Origin of the sequence: Arthrobacter sp. 35W (assembly GCF_000482545.1) — a bacterium.
In the GTDB taxonomy this organism is placed as follows: domain Bacteria; phylum Actinomycetota; class Actinomycetes; order Actinomycetales; family Micrococcaceae; genus Specibacter.
On sequence record NZ_KI519454.1, the window covers coordinates 2,201,293 to 2,219,889 of the forward strand.

An 18,597-nucleotide genomic window follows, 5' to 3' on the forward strand; every position below is an offset into this window, starting at 1 on the left:
GGAGCAGCCATTATGAAGCGCCATCTTTTTGACGAAGACCACGAACTGTTCCGCGAGGTCGCCACGGAGTTCAACTCCCGCGAACTCGCCCCTAACTACGCCGCGTGGGATGCCGCCCACATGATGCCCCGGTCCATGTGGACAGCCGCCGGCGAGCAGGGCCTGCTGGGTCTTGCCGTGCCGGAGGAATTTGGCGGCATGGGCATGGCCGACTACCGCTTCCGCACCGTGCTGGATGAGGAGTTCGCCAAGAGCAACCACCTCGCCGTGGCCCTGGCCTTCCACCTGCACGACGACATGGTCCTCCCCCACCTGCTGGCCTATGGCTCAGATGAGCTCAAGACCGCCTGGCTGCCCGGCATGGTCTCCGGCGAGAAGGTCACCTCCATCGCGATGACCGAGCCCGGAGCGGGCTCGGATCTGCGCGGCATCCGCACCAAGGCCGTCCGCGACGGCGATGACTGGCGCATCACCGGCCAGAAGACCTTCATCGGCAACGGCATCTCCGGCGACGGCGCCCTGGTGCTGGCCCGCACGGACGGCGGCACCGGACGCGGCGCCCGGGATTCCTTCTCCCTGTTCATGGTGGAAAAGACCGAGGGCTACAACACCGGCAGCCAGCTGGACAAGATGGGCCTGAAGGCCTCCGACACCGCCGAGCTGTTCTTCGACAACGTGCTCGTGACCGGCGCGAATCTGGTGGGCGAGGTGGGCCGCGGCCTGGAGTACGCGGCCGGCCAGCTCCCCCAGGGCCGTCTGGCCATCGCCGTCGCCTCCTCCGCCGTCGCCCGCGCCATCTACACCGAGACGGTGCAGTACACGAAGGACCGCAACGCCTTTGGCGAGCGGATCATCGATTTCCAGAACAGCCGCTTTGAGCTGGCCGACATCCTCACCGAGGTGGAGGTCACCGAGGCCTACGTGGACAACGCCATCCGCGCGTTCAACGAGGGCACCCTCTCGGCCACCGACGCCGCCCGGGCCAAGCTCTGGGCCAGCGAGCGGGTCAAGTCCATCACGGACCGCTGCCTGCAGCTGCACGGCGGCTACGGCTACATTCTGGAGTACCCGGTGGCCCAGGCGTTCCTGGCCTCGCGGCTGCTGACCATCTTCGGCGGCACCAACGAGATCATGCGCGACGTCATCGGCCGCGAAATCGCCGGCTGACCCACACGCACCTAGTTTCAAGGATCCCTTCATGACCATCCACCCCGTCACAGTCCTGGGCGAGCCCGTCCTCCACCGCAGGGCCGAGGAAGTCACCGTCTTCGACGGCGAGCTGAAGTCCCTGGTTGCGGACATGTTCGAGACCATGGACGCCGCCAACGGCGTCGGCCTGGCCGCCCCGCAGATCGGCGTGGGCCTGCGGATCTTCACCTACCAGATGGAGAACGACGACGACGTGCCCGCCCGCGGTGTGCTGGTCAACCCCACGCTGACGCTCGGCAAGATCTCCGGCAAGGACCCCGACCCCGAGGAAGAGGAAGAGGGCTGCCTCTCCGTCCCCGGCGAGGGCTTCCCGCTCAAGCGCGCCGAATGGGTGCGCGTGCGCGGCTTCGATGCCGACGGGAACGCGCTGGACTTCGAGGCCACGGGCTGGTTTGCCCGCTGCATGCAGCACGAGTACGACCACCTGGACGGCAAGCTCTACGTGGACCGCTTGAACAACCGCTACGGCCGCAAGGCACAGAAGATGGTCAAGCGCAATGGCTGGGGCATCCCCGGCCTGACCTGGCTGCCGGGTGTCGACCCGGATCCCTTCGGCCACTAGGCCCGTCCGGCCCTCTCGATCCACCCTTCTTCACCGCTCTAGGGACACCCATGCCTTCTTCCACATCCACCCCTTCGGCCACGGTGCCCCGCAGAGTCATCGGCCTGGCCGTTGCCGGCGCCGTCGGCGGCTTCCTGTTCGGCTTTGACTCCTCGGTGGTCAACGGCGCCGTCGATGCCATCTCGGACCAATTTGCCCTCAGCGAGGCCGTCACGGGCTTCGCCGTCGCCGTCGCCCTGCTGGGCTGCGCCGCCGGCGCCTACCTGGCCGGAAAGGTGGCCGACAAGTACGGCCGCATCCCGGCCATGAAGCTCGGTGCCATCCTGTTCCTGGCCAGCGCCCTGGGCACGGGCTTTGCCTTCGGCGTGTGGGATCTGATCCTCTGGCGTCTGGTGGGCGGGCTGGGCATCGGCCTGGCTTCGGTGATCGCGCCGGCCTACATCTCCGAAATCTCCCCGCGGCACGTCCGCGGCCGGCTGGCCTCGCTGCAGCAGCTGGCCATCACCACGGGCATCTTTGCCGCGCTGCTCTCCGACGCGCTCTTTGCGACGACGGCGGGCGGGGCCGGCGAGCCGTTGTGGTTCGGCATCGACGCCTGGCGCTGGATGTTCCTGGCCGGCGTGGTCCCGGCGGTGGTCTACGGTGGCATTGCGTTCACGCTGCCCGAGTCCCCGCGCTTCCTCGTCTTCAAGGGCAGGGAGGAGCAGGCCCGCGCGGTGTTTGCCACCATCGCCCCGGCCGAGGACACGGACCGCTACATCCGTGAAATCACGGATGCCATCGCCGAGGATTCCCTGGCCGAGCGCAAGGGATCGCTGCGCGGCAGGACGTTCGGCCTGATGCCCGTGGTCTGGGTGGGCATCATCCTCTCGGTGCTGCAGCAGTTTGTCGGCATCAACGTGATCTTCTACTACTCCACCACGCTGTGGAAGGCCGTTGGCTTTGGCGAGGAGAGCTCGCTGGCCATCTCCGTGGCCACCTCTGTCACCAACATCCTCGTCACGTTGGTGGCCATCGCGCTGGTGGACCGGATCGGCCGCCGTCCGATCCTCCTGGCGGGCTCCATCGGCATGGCCGTCTCCCTCGCGACGATGGCGATGGCCTTCGCCTCCGCCACCGGAGAGGGATCGGACATCTCGCTCCCCGGCGCGTGGGGCCCGGTGGCACTGGTTGCCGCCAATGTCTTCGTCATCAGCTTCGGCGCCTCCTGGGGGCCGCTGGTGTGGGTGCTGCTGGGTGAAATCTTCCCCTCGCGGATCCGCGCCCGGGCCCTGGGCCTGGCCGCCGCCGCGCAGTGGATCGCGAACTTCGCCATCACGCTCAGCTTCCCCGTCATGGCGGCCGCCTCGCTGCCGCTGACCTATGGCATGTATGCGCTGTTCGCCGCGTCGTCGTTCTTCTTCGTCTTCTTCAAGGTGCCCGAGACCAACGGCATGTCGTTGGAGCAGGCGGAGACCCTGTTCGTGGCCAAAACCCCCACGTCCTAGCGGCCCCTCCCCGGGACCTGTGGTGCTGGAACAGCGCCGGTTTCGGTAGGCTGGCGCCATGACTGAAACCACTGCGCTGGACACCGCCGCCCTCCTCGACACCACTGGCATTGCGCCCGCGGACCGGGTGGAGGCGGCGGCGCTGTTGGCGGCTCCGGCCAGTGGCGGCACCGAGGCGGTGCTGGCGTTCCTGGCCTCCCGTCTGGGCAGTGCCGAGGATTCCCTGCCGGTGCTCGGTGCCAGCCAGGCGGACTGGATCTCCGCCTACCTCCGCTTCACTCCCGAGCTGCTGCGCTTCCACGAGGCCCGCGGCATCGACGCCGCCGTCAGCCGGGCCACGCTGGCGGACCTGGGCCGGAACATGGCCATCAGCCGCCGCGTCCACGGCACCTTCGGGATGGACACCTACGGTTGGCTTCGCCACCACTATGCCGGGCAGCTCTACCAGCTGGGCCGCCTGCAGTACTTGATCCACCAGCCCACTCTGCCCATCCCCGGCGTCGAGCCCGGCGAATGGGTGGCAGGCGTCCACATCCCCGAGGACGGCGGCCTGGGCGCCGACGCCGTCGGCGCCTCCCTGGCGATGGTCCGCCCATTCTTCGCCGCCCACTTCCCCGGGCACCCCGTGGCACACGCCAATTGCGAATCCTGGCTGCTGGACCCCTACCTGGCGCCGCGTCTGGACCCGGCGAGCAACATCGCCCGGTTCGCGGCGCTGTTCACCCCCTACGGCACGCCGCGGGACGAACCCACGGATGCCGTCTACTTCACCTTCCGCACGCGCAGCATGGAGGATCTGGACGCGCTGCCCCGCGAAACGGCGCTCCAGCGCGTGGTCCTGGAACGCATCGACGCCGGGGGCAGCTGGCAGCTCGGATTCGGCGCGCTGGCACTGCGCTAAAATTGAAGCTTTGGTGCCGTTCCGTGGCACGGCAGTAAACCAGCGAAAGAAGCAGCGTGTCCGAGCAGACCCTCTCCCCCGCCCGCGCCAACCAGATCACTGGGCAGGCCGCGCGTCGGCGCACCTTTGCCGTGATCAGCCACCCGGATGCCGGAAAGTCCACGCTCACCGAGGCCCTGGCCCTGCATGCGAAGGTGATCGGCACCGCCGGCGCCACCAACGGCAAGTCCAACCGCCGCGAGACGGTCTCGGACTGGCAGCAGATGGAAAAGGACCGCGGCATCTCGATCAGCTCCGCCGCGCTCCAGTTCTCCTACCGCGACACCGTCATCAACCTGCTGGACACCCCCGGCCACGCGGACTTCTCCGAGGACACCTACCGCGTGCTGGCAGCTGTTGACTGCGCCGTGATGCTCATCGACGCCGCCAAGGGCCTGGAAACGCAGACCATGAAGCTCTTCGAGGTCTGCCGCCAGCGTGGACTGCCGATCATCACCGTGATCAACAAGTGGGACCGCCCGGGCCTTGATGCCCTGGCCCTGATGGACGAGATCACCGAGCGCACGGGCCTGCTGCCGATGCCGCTGACCTGGGCCGTGGGCATTGCCGGCGACTTCCGCGGCGTATGGGACCTCAAGCAGGACCGCTTTGTGCAGTTCCAGCGCAACAACGCCGGCGCCCAGATCGCGTTGACGGAATACTTCAGCCCGGAGGCGGCCGCCGAGTCCCTCGGCGATGTCTGGACGGACGCCGTGGACGAGGCCGGACTGGTGATGGACTCCCCCGACGACTTCGACCTTGAGGCGTTCTACGCCGGCAAGTCCACCCCCATCCTGTTCTCCTCCGCCGCGCTGAACTTCGGTGTGAAGGAACTGCTGGACGCGCTGGTGGACTACGCCCCGGCCGCTGCCGCACGGCCCGACGTCGACGGTGGCAAGCGCCCGGTGGACGCGTCCTTCTCCGGCTTCGTCTTCAAGGTCCAGGCCGGCATGAACCAGGCCCACCGCGACCACGTGGCCTTCATCCGCGTCTGCTCCGGCATCTTCGAGCGCGGCATGGTGGTCACCCAGGGCCGCACCGGCAAGTCCTTCGCCACCAAATACGCCCAGCAGGTCTTCGGCCGCGACCGCGAGGTCATCGACGAGGCCTTCCCGGGCGACGTCGTCGGCCTGGTGAACGCCTCCTCGCTGCGCGTGGGCGATTCACTCTTCCTGGATTCCCCGGTGGAGTACCCGGCCATCCCGCTGTTCGCCCCGGAGCACTTCCAGGTGGCCCGCTCCAAGGACCCGAGCCGCTACAAGCAGTTCCGCCGCGGCATCGACCAGCTCGAGCATGAGGGTGTCATCCAGGTGCTGCGCTCGGATCTGCGTGGCGACCAGGCCCCGGTGCTTGCTGCCGTCGGCCCCATGCAGTTCGAGGTGGTCGAGGACCGGATGGAGCACTTCTTCAACGCACCGATGCGCCTGGAGCGCCTGCCGTATTCGCTGGCCCGCCTGACGACGGCGGAGGCCGAGCCAACGCTGGCCAATGTGCACGGCGCCGAGGTGCTGCTGCGCACCGACGGCGAGTACCTGGCGCTGTTCAACGACATCTGGGCACTGCGCCGGGTGGAAAAGAACAACCCTGACCTCTCTCTGGTGCCGATCGGCACCGAGAGGTCCTAGTTTTCCTTGACCACGCGGGCGAGGTCGGCCGAGGCGATGTCCTTGAGCTCATGAAGCTGCAACAGGCGCGCCTCGGGGATCCTGCCGGCGGCAAAATCGGTGGTGGCCTGCGCCAATTGGCGGTTGGCCTCCTCCAGATTGTCCTGGGCCATCTTGACCGGGTTCACATAATTGATCGGACTCATGACGGCATCATGGCACTTATTGCCGTCTGCCGCCAGAGCCTTGCGCGGGTTCCGCATCAGCGCCGTGGATAGCCGGATTCCAGGCTTTGGGTTCCCGGGCAGCCGCGCAGAATCCGTTCCATCGCATCCCGTTCGGCCGGCGTGACCCACAGGTTGTACGCGGCCTTGACCGACACCTGCCGCGCCACATAGGCGCAGCGGTACCCCTTGGCCGGCGGCAGCCAGGTGGCCGCATCGCCGCTGCCCTTGTCCTGGTTGGTGGGGCCGTCCACGGCCAGCAGGTTCAAAGGATCATTGGCCAGATTCGCCCGCTGCACCGCGCTGAGCTGCTGGGCGCCGGTGGCCCACGCATTGCCCAGGGCCACCACATGGTCGATCTGCACCGCGGCGCTGGTGTCGGCACCGCGGGTGAAGGCGATGGTGGTGCCGGTGTAAGGGTCGTGCAGTGCACCGGACGCCACCAGGCACCGGGACCCTGCCACCAGCGCGGCATCCTGGAGATCGCGCCGGAGCACATCGTTGCGGGTGTCGCAGCCGTTGGCATCCGCGTCGAGCCACGCCTCGCCGAACGCGGCGCGGTCATAGTTGGTCTTCGGAGCACGCCCCTTCACCTCAAGCGTAGCCAGGACGGCCAGTGCCTGGGCCGGCTGCACCCGGTTCACGGGGCTGCCCAGACCCGCGTCCCCGGGCACCACCACGGGCGGCGGGCCCACCTGTGAGCCCGGACCGATCCACCCGCCCGCGTAAAGCCAGCCGACGCCGGTGATGGCCGCCAGGAGTGACAGGACGATGACGGCAATCACCAACCGCCGCAGCGGACGAGGGCGGCGCGGGCGGTTTCCGAACACGGCACCCACTTCCCTTCGGCCTGCACTCGCGGAACTGAAATGAGTCTACGACGGCGCTCCGACACCCACCCGCCTTGTCCACAGCCGCCGTCGTCGTTCCTCCCCCCACAGATAAAACTGTGTAGCAGTAGTTGTCCCCGGCGGCTCCCGAAACTCGCAAGCTCGCTTCGGGCCCCTCGCCGCCGTGGGCCCAGTTCTGAGCGCTCTGAGCAGCACCTACTGCTACACAGTTTGCAAAACCCGGGCGTTCACCTGGTGAGGATGACGGGCCCGTCGTCGGTGACGGCGATGGTGTGTTCGCTGTGGGCGGTGCGGGCCCCGGTGGCGCTTCGAAGGGTCCATCCGTCCGCATCCGTGGCGAGGCTGGCCGTATCCGCCATGACCCACGGTTCAATGGCCAGCAGCAGCCCGGTGCGGAGCTTGTAGCCGCGGCCCGGCCGCCCCATGTTGGGGATGTGCGGATCCTGGTGCATCGTGGATCCGACGCCGTGCCCGCCGAAGTCAGTGTTGACCGGATAGCCGGCTGCCGCCAGGACCGTTCCGATGGCATAGGAGATGTCCCCGATGCTCGCTCCAGGGGTGGCGGCGGCGATGCCGGCCTCGAGGGCCCGCTGGGTCGCGTCAATCATCGCCGCATCCGACGGGTTGGATGATTCGCCGACGACGAAGCTGATGGCGGAGTCCGCGACGATCCCCTGCACTGACGCAGCGAAGTCGAGGGTGAGGAGGTCCCCGTTCTTCAAAGCGTAGTCGTGGGGCAGTCCGTGCAGCACGGCATCGTTGACGGATGTGCAGATGAAGTGCCCGAAGGGGCCGCGGCCAAAGGATGGGGCGTAGTCGACATAGCAGGAGCGGGCGCCCGCCGCGGCAATCATCTCGCCGGTCCACCTGTCGATGTCCAGCAGGTTGGTGCCTACGGCCACCCGCTCCCGCAGGGTCCGCAGCACCGTGGCGACGAACACCCCGCTCACTTTGGCCCGCTCCAGTTCCGCCGGGCTGAAAATCTCAATCATTCGCTCGTCCTGTTCCACATCCCAATAACAATACCGGTAATTCTATACCGGTACTATAGTTGGTTCCATGGTCAGACTCCCGCTCACGCCCGCCGACATCGAACGAGGACAGCTCCTGGGCTCGCTGCTGCGCCAGGCGAGGTCCGGCCGGTCCATGCTCGAGGTCGCCATCGCCGCCGGCATCTCCCCGGAGACGCTTCGGAAGATCGAGACGGGCCGCGTGGCCACCCCCGCCTTCTCGACCATTGCGGCGCTCGCCACGGTGCTCGGCCTCTCCCTCGACGAGGTGTGGGCCGCCATCAACCCCCAGGCTGAAGCGGCGGCTTAAACAAAAAACTGTGTCGCAGTTGATGTTGTTCTGAGCGTTCAGAACGACATCAACTGCGACACAGTTTGTAAAAGGGTTGGATGGGGCAGCCGATACGCCGGGTTTTGTCATCGTACGCAGTTGCCCACGCACGAGAGGCAGCCATCCATCTACGAACGCCGTTGCCGACGCCCTCTAGCGGCCTACCCGGGCACTCGGGCGAGCAGCCCTCGATCATGCCCTGTCTGGCCTTGCTCCGAGTGGGGTTTACCTAGCTTCCCTGGTCACCCAGGGAACTGGTGGTCTCTTACACCACCGTTTCACCCTTACCCCGGTCCGCAAGCGGTCCGGGGCGGTCTCTTCTCTGTGGCACTGGCCTGCGGGTTTCCCCGAGTGGGCGTTACCCACCACCCTGCTCTGCGGAGCCCGGACGTTCCTCGAGCCACTTGCGTGGCGCGCGGCCGCCTAGCCACCCCATCCAGCTCTCTACTCTACCGGGCGCCGACGAGGTTTGCCGACGGCGGGAAGACGCGCGGGTGCACGCCCGCCATTTCCTCCATCACGCGGACCACCTGGCAGCTGTAGCCGAATTCGTTGTCGTACCAGACGTAGAGCACGAGGTTCTTGTTGGTGGAAATGGTCGCCAGACCATCCACGATGCCGGCGCGGCGGGAGCCCACGAAGTCGGTGGAGACAACCTCGGGCGAGTCGATGTAGTCGATCTGCTTGCGCAGCGGCGAGTTCAGCGACATATCGCGCAGGTACGTGTTCACCTCGTCCTTGGTGGTGGCGTTCTCCAGCGTCAGGTTCAGGATGGCCATGGACACATCCGGGGTGGGGACGCGGATGGAGTTGCCCGTCAGCTTGCCCTCCAGCTCCGGCAGCGCCTTGGCCACGGCCTTGGCGGCGCCGGTTTCGGTGAGCACCATGTTCAGTGCTGCCGAGCGCCCGCGGCGGTCGCCCTTGTGGAAGTTGTCCGTCAGGTTCTGGTCATTGGTGAACGAGTGGACCGTCTCCACGTGGCCGTGCACGATGCCGAACTTGTCGTTCAGCGCCTTCAGCACAGGGGTGATGGCGTTGGTGGTGCAGGAGGCAGCCGTGACAATGGTGTCGGTGTCCTCGATGGTGGCGTGGTTGATGCCGTGCACGATGTTCTTCAGCGTTCCCTTGCCGGGCGCGGTGAGCAGAACGCGCGCGGCGCCCTTGCTCTGCAGGTGCTGGGCCAGGCCCTCGGCATCGCGCCAGCGGCCGGTGTTGTCCACAATCAGGGCGTTGTTGATGCCGTAGACCGTGTAGTCGATGGTGGCGGGGCTGTCCGAGTAGATGACCTGGATGGCGGTGCCGTTGGCGAGGATCACGTTGTTCTCGTGGTCCACGGTGATGGTGCCCTCGAACGGGCCGTGCACGGAGTCGCGGCGCAGCAGCGAGGCGCGCTTGACGAGGTCCATGTCGCCGCCCTTGCGGACCACGATGGCGCGCAGGCGCAGGCCGTGGCCGCCGCCGGAGTGTTCGATGAGGATGCGGGCCAGCAGGCGGCCGATGCGGCCAAAGCCGTAGAGGACGACGTCGGTGCTGGTGCGGCCGTCGAAGCCGCCCTTGTCCACGACGTCGGCCAGCTCACTGCGCAGGAAGTCCTCCAGGGAGGCGCCGTCGGCGTTGTTCTTGTAGAGCGCGCTCAGGCGGGCCAAATCGATGGATGCGGCGCCAAGGTTGAGGTCGACAAGCTTCTGCAGCAGCGGCAGGGTGTCGGCAACGGGCAGTTCAACCTCGTCGATCTGGCGGGCAAAGCGGTGGGCCTTGAGGAGTCCGACTACGGACTGGTTGATGAGTCGGCGGCCGTGAATGCTGGTCACCACGTTGTTGTCGCGGTAGAGTCGGCCGATCAAAGGAATCATTGCTTCGGCCATGGCTTCGCGCTGGATCCATGTGTCCAGAGCGGCATCGCTGGTCAGTGTCACTGAAATACCTTTCCCTGCCCAAAACACCGTCGGTTTGGGCACATGGTCCATTCTAGATCGGCCAACTTGGCCCACGGGACCAACGTGTTGCAGCTCACATGGCAGTGCCCGGGCGCCGGCGCCGGCAGCTGCGCACCCGGGTAGGCTTCTGTGGTGCTTATTCTGCTCCCGCCCTCCGAGGGCAAGACCCCCGCCGCCAAGGGCGCCCCCGTGGCGCTGGAGGACCTGCATTTTCCCGGGCTGGCAGGCGCCCGCATGGAGGTTTTGACGGCCCTGGCCCATGTTTCGGGCCACGAGGACGCCCTGGCCCGTCTGGGTGTGGGGGCATCCCTGAGCGAGGACGTGGCCCGCAATACGAGGCTGCAGGTGGAGCCTGCCGAGGCCGCCCACAAGATCTATTCCGGGGTTCTTTATGACGCCCTGGGTTACGCGGACATGACAGCTGCCCAGAAACGCAAGGCCGACGACGCCGTCGTCGTCATCTCCGGCCTCTGGGGTGCACTGGGCTTTGCCGACAGGATTCCGGCGTACCGATTGTCGATGTCTGTGGGGCTGCCGGAGCTGGGCAAGCTGGCCAGCTATTGGAAGCCACGGCTGGCCCAGGCCCTGGCCGGGCACGTCGAGGGGCACCTTCTCGTGGACTGCCGCTCCTCCACCTACGCCGCGGCCTGGGCACCGCCCGCCGGGCAGACGGTGGCCGTCAACGTCTTCACGGAAAAGAACGGCAAGCGCACGGTGGTCAGCCACTTCGCCAAGCACACCCGGGGCGAGCTCGCCCGGCACCTGCTCATCCGCCGCGGCAAGGCCCCTGCGACGCCGGCCCAGCTGGCTGCCGCAGCCGGCGAACGGTGGACCGTGGAGCTGGTCCCGGGGACGGCCCGCAAGCCGCACGCACTGAACATCATCCTGCCCGGGTAGATCCACACCTCTGCAGCGCGGAGCTACGGCCCAGAGTCGGCGACCAGCTCAATTTCGAAGCCGTCACTGTTGTGCAGATAGGCCGCATAGTGCCCGGCACCGCCTGCGAAAGGGTGCTCTTCCGCGAACATCAACTCCCAGCCGTGCTCCCCGGCGGCAAGGACCAGCTCGTCCAGCTGGGCCCGCGTTCCGGCATGGAAGGCCAGATGGTTCAGTCCTGAATCAAGACGGCGGTGTGGACCAGCCACTGCCGGACCTGCCTCCAGCACGATGTACTCCCCGGCGCCCCGCCAGCTGCCGCCGTGGGGACCGGCGCCCCACTCATCGCGCAGCCGATAGCCCAGACGCTCCAACAGCCAGCCAAGGGAGTCCTTGGCACGGCGATAGTCCATCACCCAGATTTCCAGGTGATGAAGGCGGCCTACGGGAGTGGCAGGTGGTTCGTCCCCGTTGGGCGTTAGTTCCACTCCGCCGAACGAACCAGGATGGCACCGGAATCGGGGCAGAACACGATGTCGTCGTCCGCAGCCTTCTTGATGTCCGCGAGGTCGCCGGGGCTCAGCTGCATCCCGGACCCCTCCGAGGTGCCGTGGAACAGGCGGGCGGCACCGACGCCGTACTTGGCCAGGGTGCGGTCGTAGATGGCCAGCAGTGCCGCGTCAAACGTCGCGGCCAGTGCGGCCCGCTCGGCCAGGGTGCTCTGGCGCTCGGCGTCGATGGTGCCCAGAGCGGCGTCGAGCTCGGCACGGATCCCGTCAAAGGAGCCGTTGATGTCATCCACCACGCCCTGCTGGAGGCGCTGGCGCTCCGACGCGGCGTCACCGCGTTCCATGACCTCAAGCTCGGCGTCCTCCAGATCCGAGCGGCGCTTGTTCAGCGAGGCGATGTCCGACTGCAGCGCCACCAGGTCCTTGGACAGGCCGGTGCCGCTGTTCAGCTTGGCCTCGTCGCGGGCAATGCGGGCCGCCACCTGGGCGACGTCGTCCTCGGCCCGGACCAGCTCGCGGCCCAGATCCGCCACCTCGGTGTTGATGAGCACCAGATCGCTGGTGGCCACGGCCAGCCCCGCCGTCAGGTCCACAATGCGCGGGTCCTGGTTGAGGACCTTGGTCTGGTTGTCCAGCGACTTGAGCCTGGCGTCCAGCGCCTGCAGTTCAAGTAGCCGCATCTGCTCGCCGGGTGCTGCCTTGGCCATGGAATTCCTCTCGAAGACGACTTTGCCCACGCCGCAGCGGAGCCTTGCTTGTGTCCTAGCGTACGGTGCCCGCGAGGGGGTGCGCCGACACTATCCACCCAGCCCCGGAGTCAGGATGAAATCCCAGGGATCGGAGTTGGTCTGGCTCACGGCCATCTCGACGGCGTACCCCTGGTCGGCAAGGACGTTTTCCAGTCCCTGGGCCGCCACCGGGAGCCACAGCCATTCGCTGGCCCAGTGCGAGAGATCCACCAGATAGGGGCGTCCGTTCAGGGCGCTTTCGCGGGCCTCGGAGGCCGGATGGTGGCGCAGATCCGCCGTGACGTAGACATCGGCGCCGCTTGCCCTCACGGCGTCGAACAGCGAGTCGCCGGAACCACCGCAGACGGCGACCCGGCGCACCAGCCCGTCGCTGTCGCCGGCCACCCGCACGCCGCTGGCCACCGCCGGCAGCATCTCAAAGACACGTTGGGCGAAGTCGCCCAGGGTTTCCACCGAAGCGAGCACGCCCACGCGGCCGATCCCCTCTTCGGGCAGGCCCAGCGCGGCCGGCATCAGCGGCTGCACCTCTTCCAGGCCCAGCGCATCCGCCAGCACATCGGAGACTCCACCGACGGCGCTGTCGCCGTTGGTGTGCACCGTCAGCAGGGCACAGCCGGATTCGATCAGCGTGTGGACGGCCTGGCCCTTGCTGGAGGTGGCGGCCACGGAATTGACGCCCTTGAGCAGCAGGGGGTGGTGGGTGATCAGCAGATCGGCCTCCCAGGCGACGGCCTCCTCGATGACCTCCAGGGTTGGATCGACGGCAAACATGATCCGGGCCACCGGCGACTGCGGGCGCCCGGTGACCAGGCCAACCTTGTCCCAGTCCTCGGCGAGCGACTCAGGCCATAGCTCCTCAACCGCCAGCAAGACCTCGGCCAGCGTGGGGGTGGCGCCTTCGCCAGCCTCCTGCTCTTCCGCAGCCGCCCCGGCGCCGCCGCCTCCGTCCACGTCGGCCGTCTCGTCCGATTCCTTCGACGATTCTTCTGCTGCAGCGCCGTCGCCGCCGGCCGTTGCGGGCTCGTCGTGTCCAGGCTCCTGCGGGCCGCGGCCCTGGGTCCCGCCGTCGTCCTCCACTGCTTCAACACGTTCCATAGCTCCATTTTCACCCATCGGGGGCGTACAGGTGCACGGCGCCGTGGCGCGCCGCCGAGGTGCGGGAATCTTCTGGGGCCGCCAACCATTGAATAGACCATGAAGACTTTTGTATTGGGCGGCGGCTGTTTCTGGTGCTTGGACGCCGTGTACCAAATCACCAAGGGCGTCACCTCGGTGGTGTCCGGCTACACCGGCGGCTCCATCCGGAACCCCAGCTACGAGGAAATCTGTTCAGGCATGACCGGCCACGCGGAAGTGGTGGCCGTGACGTTCGATGAGGAGATCATCCCCGAGGACGTCATCCTGGACATGTTCTTCTCGCTGCACGATCCCACCACGCTGAACCGCCAGGGCTACGACGTCGGAACCCAGTACCGCTCGTCGATGTTCTACACCACCGGTGAGGAAGAGGCTGCGTTCCGGGCCGCCATCGAGCGCAACCAGGACCACTGGGACCACCCGATCGTCACGGAGGTCACCCGCCTGGGCAACTTCTATGAGGCCGAGGAGTACCACCAGAACTTCTACGCCCGCCGTCCGGAACAGGGCTACTGCCAGGTGATCATTAATCCGAAGCTGGCCAAGGCCCGGAAATATTACTCTGCGTGGCTCACTGCCTAACGCCGGGCCCGCGGCGCTGGCTAGGCTTGCGTTAAGTTTCGCAACAGAACTTCATCCACTTCACAGACAGGTCAAACTTCATGGCACGTATTTACGATGACGTCACTCAGCTTGTCGGCGGCACTCCGCTGGTCCGCTTGAACCGGCTGACCGAGGGCTTGGACGCCACCGTCGCGGTGAAGCTGGAGTTCTACAACCCCGCCAACTCCGTCAAGGACCGCATTGGTGTGGCCATCGTTGACGCCGCCGAGAAGGCCGGCGAGCTCAAGCCGGGCGGAACCATCGTGGAAGGCACCTCCGGCAACACCGGCATCGCCCTGGCCATGGTGGGCGCTGCCCGCGGCTACAAGGTCATCCTGACCATGCCGGAGACCATGTCCACCGAGCGCCGCGTGATGCTGCGCGCCTACGGTGCGCAGATTGTGCTGACCCCCGGCTCCGAGGGCATGCGCGGCGCTGTGGAGAAGGCCCAGGAGATCGTGGCAAACACGGAGAACTCCATCTGGGCCCGCCAGTTCGCCAACCCGGCCAACGCTGCCATCCACAAGGCGACCACCGGTGAAGAGATCTGGGAAGACACCAACGGCGCCATCGACATCCTGGTTGCAGGCGTCGGCACCGGCGGCACCATCACCGGCGTCGGCCAGCTGCTGCGCGAACGCAAGCCCGAGGTGAAGATCGTGGCCGTGGAGCCCAAGGACTCCGCCATCCTCAATGGCGGCGCCGCAGGCCCGCACAAGATCCAGGGCCTGGGCGCCAACTTCATCCCCGATGTTCTGGACCAGAACATCTACGATGAGGTCCTCGATGCCACGCTGGAGGACTCCGTGGAGACCGCCCGCGCACTGGGCACCCAGGAAGGCATCCTCGGCGGCATCTCCGCCGGCGCGGCCGTCTGGGGCGCCCTGGAGCTGGCCAAGCGTGAAGAGAACGCCGGCAAGCTGATCGTCGCCGTCGTACCGGACTTTGGCGAGCGCTACATCTCCACCGTTTTGTACGACGACATCCGCGGCTAAACCCCGCCCGCCCAGTGGCTGGCGCGCCCGCGCCAGCCACTGGAGGCCTCGGGCGCGCAGGCCCAGCCTTGGGGCCCGCCCATCACACACGAAAGCAGTCTGTGGGAATTTTCGCCAGAATACGCGAGGACCTCGAAGCCGCCCGGTCACACGACCCGGCGGCTCGAGGTTCTTTTGAGAACTTCTTTGTCTACTCCGGCCTGCACGCCATCTGGGTGCACCGGTTGACGCACAAGATGTGGGCCAACCCGTCGCTGCGCTTCCCTGCGCGGGTGCTCTCGCAGCTGGCCCGTTTCGCCACCGGCATTGAGATCCATCCGGGCGCCACCGTGGGCCGGCGGTTCTTCATCGACCATGGCATGGGTGTGGTGATCGGCGAGACGGCCGAGATCGGCGACGACGTGATGATCTACCACGGTGTGACGCTGGGCGGCCGTTCCCTGGCCAAGACCAAACGCCACCCCACCATCGGCAACCGGGTCACCATCGGTTCCGGTGCCAAGGTGCTCGGCCCCATCTACATCGGCGACGATTCTGCGATCGGGGCCAACGCCGTCGTGGTCAAGGACGCCCCGGCCGAGTCCATCATCACCGGCATCCCCGGCAAGGTGCGGCACCGCGATGCCGCCAAGGAAATGGCACCGGCGGTGGATCCGGCGGAGTACATCGACCCCGCCATGTGGATCTAACTCCTTCACTGCGCACTGGGCCGCAGCGGACCGCTGCGGATCAGCCGCGGGTCGAAGCTCTGACGACAAGTTCCGGCTGCAACACGATGTTCTTCTTTCGGCCGGCGTCGCTGTTGGCGATCTCTGCGGTGAGGAGGTCCACCGCTGCGATGCCGAATCCCTCGTGGGGTGTGCGGATCGACGTCAGCGGAATGATCGACGCCGCGCCGAACTCGATGTCGTCATAGCCCACCAACAGCATGTCCGCCGGTATGCGGATCCCATGGTCCACCACCAGACCATGCATGATGCCCAAGGCCAGCAGGTCGTTGGCGGCGAAGATCGCATCCGGCCGGTTTGCCGGCGGGCGGCTGGCGATGGCCGCAGCCACCAACCGGCCCTCGGCTATGGTGCGATTGTCCACGTTGATGACCTCCATGGTGGCATCCCCCGCCTCCCGGACGGCCCGGCCGGCCCCCTCGAGGCGGTCGCCTATCTGCTGGATCCCCAAGGGACCCCCCACGAACGCAATCCGGCGGCCCGCCTGGGCAATCAGATGCTGAACGGCCAGATACCCACCGGTGACGTCGTCGACCGAGACTGACGGCTGGTCACTGCCCAGTGCCCGCTGGCCGACCAGGACCGTGGGGGTTCCCCGCCGCCGGATGTGCAAGAGCCTGTCTTCAATGGGATCGTGCGAGGCCACCAGCATGCCCAGCACCCTGTGGGCCTGGAACATTTCCAGGTAGGCGTCCTCGCGCTCCCGGCTGCGGTTGGAATTTGCCAGGAAGACCGACAGGCCGTTGGCCGCCGCCTGCTGCTCCACGCCTTCGGCGATCGTGGCAAAGAACGGGTTGCTGACATCGGGGGCGATGTAGGCAATGGTGTCACTGGTGCCGCGGCGCAGCTGGGATGCGGCATCATTGCGGACAAATCCGAGCTGGTCTATGGCACGCTGGATGCGCTCGCGCTTTTCCTCCGACACTCTGTCCGGGTGGTTGAGGAAATGTGACACCGTTCCCTGGGCCACGGCTGCAACAGCTGCGACCTCGCGGATTCCTACCCTTGCTGGCATGACGTCCCCCTTCGAGTTCTTTGGCCGGTTGGTTCTGGTGCGTCGGCGCTGGCCAGCGGAGCCAGCTGCCGAGGAACATCCTCGCCGATTTCAGTCGGCGCGGCCGCCACGACACGGACCCGCGGTGCTAAATGGCCATCCCTGGATGGCCACCGCCTTGGCCTGCTCATTCTGCATCAATTCTTGAAACGTGTCAATGACTTTTGAACAAGAAACGCACTCCGGTGATCATCTGTGTTCAGTCACACAAAAACCCTTGACACACATACTCCCTGTGACTAGTGTCAACTTTTGAAACGTGTCAACCAAGTGTTGGCAGCTGAAACGTGTCAAGCACATTGTTGAGTTGAGCACCCGTTCATCAAAGCCACAAATTCAAGGAGGAATTGTGTCCATTGCAGCAAATCCACTGCGCAAGCACCCCATCGCAAAGCTGTTGGCAGGAGCCGGCGTCGCGACTCTGCTCCTGTCCGCATGCGGAGCCAACCCGGGCACCACTGCCGCACCTGGAAGCGAGGCCAAGGACACCGCTACGGCCTTCTCGCTCCTGACGCCTGCGGAGAATCCGATCATCCGCAATGAATTCGCGGCCCTGGCCAAAGACCAGTGTGTCAGCCAGGACAAGGCCCTGCCGCTGAAGGCCGAGACGGTGGCCCAAAGCGATGTCGTGCAGAAGATCACGCTGTTGGCGAGCCAGGACGCCCTGCCCGTCTCCTTTGTGGCCGGCACCGCACAGGTCAAGCCCACCGGCGACCTCGGCAAGAGCGGGCTCGCAGCGGACTACGAGAAGATCCTCACCGATCTGGGCGTTTGGGACAACATCCTCCCGGCGGCCCGTTCGGCCGTGAAGGCAGCCTACGGCGGCAACATGGCCTCGCTGCCCTACCAGTTCAATGTCGAGGGCATCTTCTACAACAAGAAGCTGCTGGCCGAGCAGAACATCAAGGAGCCGAAGACCTGGGGCGAGCTGGTCTCTGCCTTGAAGAAGATGAAGGAAGCCGGAGTGGTTCCCCTCACCGAAGCAGGAAGCCAGGGCTGGCCCATCACGCGCCTGCTGGGCAACTACATCTTCCGCAGCGTGGGCCCCGACGCCCTCAAGGATGTCCAGGAGGGCAAGGCAAAGCTGACCGACGCCAAGTACGTCGAGGCGGCCCAAGCCATCGCCGATCTGGGCGCAGCGGACCTGTTCGGCGAGGGCATCACCTCCCGCGACACCGACACTGCCAACGCCCAGTTCCTCAACGGACAGGCTGCCATGACCTACAACGGTTCTTGGATGCTCGCCAACATCAACGATCCGAAGCAGAACAAGATCGGTGCCGAGAACGTCGGTTTCATGCCGTTCCCCGCCGTTGACGGTGGTGCCGGCAACAGCGGCCAGTGGCCGGCCAATGCCGGCGCAGCCACAGCGTTGTCCGCCAAGTCCTACGGACCCAAGGTCGGCGACTGGCTCACGTGCGTTGCCGAAAACTACGGCAGCTCCGTCATGAAGAACCAGTCCGTTGTCTCCGGATTCCGGCTGAACACTCCTGTCGAGAACATTCCGCCCCTGACGGCCCAGGTCCAGGGCATCGTTGGCGAGGCCAGCGAGACGCTGCTGTGGTTCGAAGCACTCTTCGACGCCAAGACCACCAAGGACGCCCAGACCAACGTCAGCCTGCTCGTCACCGGACAGATGGCGCCGAAGGCCTACATGGAACTCCTCCAGGCGGGTCTGGGCAAGGCCAAGTAGCCCTCCCACTCAACGGCCAAGGGGCGGTGGGCGGGTTCCCACGAGGCATAGTGGAACCCGCCCACCGCCACCAGCCCACCGCCCCACCCGGCCGTGCC

Annotated in this window: 19 protein-coding genes and 1 other RNA gene; 11 read left to right on the forward strand and 9 right to left on the reverse strand. The window is 66.5% G+C overall.

All coding sequences use genetic code 11. The features are described 5' to 3' along the window. The first annotated feature begins 12 nt into the window (after positions 1 to 12). From K254_RS0109765 to K254_RS0109785, 5 genes are read left to right on the forward strand one after another with little or no spacing between them, the layout of a single operon-like run. A complete protein-coding gene (locus tag K254_RS0109765) occupies positions 13 to 1,167 on the forward strand; it encodes an acyl-CoA dehydrogenase family protein (protein ID WP_026555202.1) in 1,155 nt (384 codons plus the stop codon). Positions 1,168 to 1,198: 31 nt separating this feature from the next. Further along, the gene (gene def / locus K254_RS0109770) at positions 1,199 to 1,771 is read left to right on the forward strand and encodes a peptide deformylase (RefSeq protein WP_026555203.1); all 573 of its coding nucleotides are present in this window, start codon (positions 1,199 to 1,201) and stop codon (positions 1,769 to 1,771) included. A 50-nt stretch (positions 1,772 to 1,821) separates the two neighbouring features. Continuing rightward, the gene (locus K254_RS0109775; RefSeq protein WP_026555204.1) at positions 1,822 to 3,258 is read left to right on the forward strand and encodes a sugar porter family MFS transporter; all 1,437 of its coding nucleotides are present in this window, start codon (positions 1,822 to 1,824) and stop codon (positions 3,256 to 3,258) included. Positions 3,259 to 3,316: 58 nt separating this feature from the next. Continuing rightward, positions 3,317 to 4,159 (forward strand): acyltransferase domain-containing protein, encoded by an 843-nt coding sequence (locus K254_RS0109780; RefSeq protein WP_026555205.1) that lies wholly within the window; start codon positions 3,317 to 3,319, stop codon positions 4,157 to 4,159. Between the two features lie 56 nt (positions 4,160 to 4,215). Further along, a complete protein-coding gene (locus K254_RS0109785) occupies positions 4,216 to 5,823 on the forward strand; it encodes a peptide chain release factor 3 (RefSeq protein ID WP_026555206.1) in 1,608 nt (535 codons plus the stop codon). On the opposite strand, the gene K254_RS0109790 is transcribed toward K254_RS0109785, so the two are convergent. The 3 genes from K254_RS0109790 to map all read right to left on the reverse strand — a co-directional run bounded on the left by K254_RS0109790 (position 5,820) and on the right by map (position 7,869). Continuing rightward, entirely contained in the window at positions 5,820 to 6,008 is a 189-nt protein-coding gene (locus tag K254_RS0109790) for a hypothetical protein (RefSeq protein ID WP_155848495.1), read from the reverse strand. The genes K254_RS0109785 and K254_RS0109790 overlap by 4 nt on opposite strands. A 56-nt stretch (positions 6,009 to 6,064) precedes the next feature. Continuing rightward, a complete protein-coding gene (locus K254_RS22705) occupies positions 6,065 to 6,856 on the reverse strand; it encodes an HNH endonuclease family protein (RefSeq protein ID WP_051389172.1) in 792 nt (263 codons plus the stop codon). Positions 6,857 to 7,104: 248 nt separating this feature from the next. After that, positions 7,105 to 7,869: a type I methionyl aminopeptidase gene (gene map, locus K254_RS0109800; RefSeq protein WP_026555208.1), complete on the reverse strand. Its 765-nt coding sequence runs from the start codon at positions 7,867 to 7,869 to the stop codon at positions 7,105 to 7,107. A 67-nt stretch (positions 7,870 to 7,936) separates the two neighbouring features. On the opposite strand from map, the gene K254_RS0109805 reads away from it, so the two are divergent. Further along, positions 7,937 to 8,197: a helix-turn-helix domain-containing protein gene (locus K254_RS0109805; RefSeq protein WP_026555209.1), complete on the forward strand. Its 261-nt coding sequence runs from the start codon at positions 7,937 to 7,939 to the stop codon at positions 8,195 to 8,197. Between the two features lie 77 nt (positions 8,198 to 8,274). On the opposite strand, the gene rnpB is transcribed toward K254_RS0109805, so the two are convergent. After that, positions 8,275 to 8,653: RNase P RNA component class A (rnpB, locus tag K254_RS24850), an RNA gene on the reverse strand. Between the two features lie 14 nt (positions 8,654 to 8,667). After that, the gene (locus tag K254_RS0109810; protein WP_269209013.1) at positions 8,668 to 10,134 is read right to left on the reverse strand and encodes a glyceraldehyde-3-phosphate dehydrogenase; all 1,467 of its coding nucleotides are present in this window, start codon (positions 10,132 to 10,134) and stop codon (positions 8,668 to 8,670) included. 153 nt (positions 10,135 to 10,287) lie between these two features. Between K254_RS0109810 and K254_RS0109815 the strand changes: the two genes are divergently transcribed. Further along, positions 10,288 to 11,052, forward strand: coding sequence for a YaaA family protein (locus K254_RS0109815; protein WP_026555211.1), 765 nt, complete (start codon positions 10,288 to 10,290; stop codon positions 11,050 to 11,052). A 23-nt stretch (positions 11,053 to 11,075) separates the two neighbouring features. On the opposite strand, the gene K254_RS0109820 is transcribed toward K254_RS0109815, so the two are convergent. From K254_RS0109820 to K254_RS0109830, 3 genes are all read right to left on the reverse strand, one after another. Then, positions 11,076 to 11,519 (reverse strand): VOC family protein, encoded by a 444-nt coding sequence (locus tag K254_RS0109820; protein ID WP_035749179.1) that lies wholly within the window; start codon positions 11,517 to 11,519, stop codon positions 11,076 to 11,078. After that, positions 11,510 to 12,247 (reverse strand): zinc ribbon domain-containing protein, encoded by a 738-nt coding sequence (locus tag K254_RS0109825; RefSeq protein WP_026555213.1) that lies wholly within the window; start codon positions 12,245 to 12,247, stop codon positions 11,510 to 11,512. The genes K254_RS0109820 and K254_RS0109825 overlap by 10 nt, the downstream gene beginning before the upstream one ends. A 90-nt stretch (positions 12,248 to 12,337) precedes the next feature. Beyond that, positions 12,338 to 13,384, reverse strand: coding sequence for a Nif3-like dinuclear metal center hexameric protein (locus K254_RS0109830; protein WP_081710001.1), 1,047 nt, complete (start codon positions 13,382 to 13,384; stop codon positions 12,338 to 12,340). 99 nt (positions 13,385 to 13,483) lie between these two features. Here K254_RS0109830 and msrA point away from each other — a divergent pair, with 99 nt between their 5' ends. The 3 genes from msrA (at position 13,484) to epsC (ending at position 15,713) form a co-directional block, all read left to right on the forward strand. Then, positions 13,484 to 14,008 carry a peptide-methionine (S)-S-oxide reductase MsrA gene (gene msrA, locus K254_RS0109835; RefSeq protein ID WP_026555215.1) on the forward strand — a complete coding sequence of 175 codons (525 nt, stop codon included), beginning with the start codon at positions 13,484 to 13,486 and terminating at the stop codon, positions 14,006 to 14,008. An 80-nt stretch (positions 14,009 to 14,088) separates the two neighbouring features. Next, entirely contained in the window at positions 14,089 to 15,024 is a 936-nt protein-coding gene (gene cysK, locus K254_RS0109840; protein ID WP_026555216.1) for a cysteine synthase A, read from the forward strand. A gap of 101 nt (positions 15,025 to 15,125) precedes the next feature. After that, positions 15,126 to 15,713 (forward strand): serine O-acetyltransferase EpsC, encoded by a 588-nt coding sequence (gene epsC, locus K254_RS0109845; protein WP_026555217.1) that lies wholly within the window; start codon positions 15,126 to 15,128, stop codon positions 15,711 to 15,713. Positions 15,714 to 15,753: 40 nt separating this feature from the next. Here the strand turns inward: epsC and K254_RS0109850 are convergent, their stop codons facing one another. Further along, positions 15,754 to 16,767, reverse strand: coding sequence for a LacI family DNA-binding transcriptional regulator (locus K254_RS0109850; protein ID WP_026555218.1), 1,014 nt, complete (start codon positions 16,765 to 16,767; stop codon positions 15,754 to 15,756). Between the two features lie 388 nt (positions 16,768 to 17,155). Here K254_RS0109850 and K254_RS0109855 point away from each other — a divergent pair, with 388 nt between their 5' ends. Then, the gene (locus K254_RS0109855; protein ID WP_196810905.1) at positions 17,156 to 18,499 is read left to right on the forward strand and encodes an ABC transporter substrate-binding protein; all 1,344 of its coding nucleotides are present in this window, start codon (positions 17,156 to 17,158) and stop codon (positions 18,497 to 18,499) included. The last annotated feature ends 98 nt before the right edge of the window (positions 18,500 to 18,597 follow it).

Excerpts from the sequence above, each read along its gene's own strand:
- K254_RS0109765 (WP_026555202.1), top strand. The coding sequence starts at position 13 with ATGAAGCGCCATCTTTTTGACGAAGACCACGAACTGTTCCGCGAGGTC.
- def (WP_026555203.1), top strand. The coding sequence starts at position 1,199 with ATGACCATCCACCCCGTCACAGTCCTGGGCGAGCCCGTCCTCCACCGC.
- K254_RS0109775 (WP_026555204.1), top strand. The coding sequence starts at position 1,822 with ATGCCTTCTTCCACATCCACCCCTTCGGCCACGGTGCCCCGCAGAGTC.
- K254_RS0109780 (WP_026555205.1), top strand. The coding sequence starts at position 3,317 with ATGACTGAAACCACTGCGCTGGACACCGCCGCCCTCCTCGACACCACT.
- K254_RS0109790 (WP_155848495.1), bottom strand. The coding sequence starts at position 6,008 with ATGAGTCCGATCAATTATGTGAACCCGGTCAAGATGGCCCAGGACAAT.
- map (WP_026555208.1), bottom strand. The coding sequence starts at position 7,869 with ATGATTGAGATTTTCAGCCCGGCGGAACTGGAGCGGGCCAAAGTGAGC.
- K254_RS0109805 (WP_026555209.1), top strand. The coding sequence starts at position 7,937 with ATGGTCAGACTCCCGCTCACGCCCGCCGACATCGAACGAGGACAGCTC.
- K254_RS0109825 (WP_026555213.1), bottom strand. The coding sequence starts at position 12,247 with ATGGCCAAGGCAGCACCCGGCGAGCAGATGCGGCTACTTGAACTGCAG.
- K254_RS0109830 (WP_081710001.1), bottom strand. The coding sequence starts at position 13,384 with ATGGAACGTGTTGAAGCAGTGGAGGACGACGGCGGGACCCAGGGCCGC.
- msrA (WP_026555215.1), top strand. The coding sequence starts at position 13,484 with ATGAAGACTTTTGTATTGGGCGGCGGCTGTTTCTGGTGCTTGGACGCC.
- cysK (WP_026555216.1), top strand. The coding sequence starts at position 14,089 with ATGGCACGTATTTACGATGACGTCACTCAGCTTGTCGGCGGCACTCCG.
- K254_RS0109850 (WP_026555218.1), bottom strand. The coding sequence starts at position 16,767 with ATGCCAGCAAGGGTAGGAATCCGCGAGGTCGCAGCTGTTGCAGCCGTG.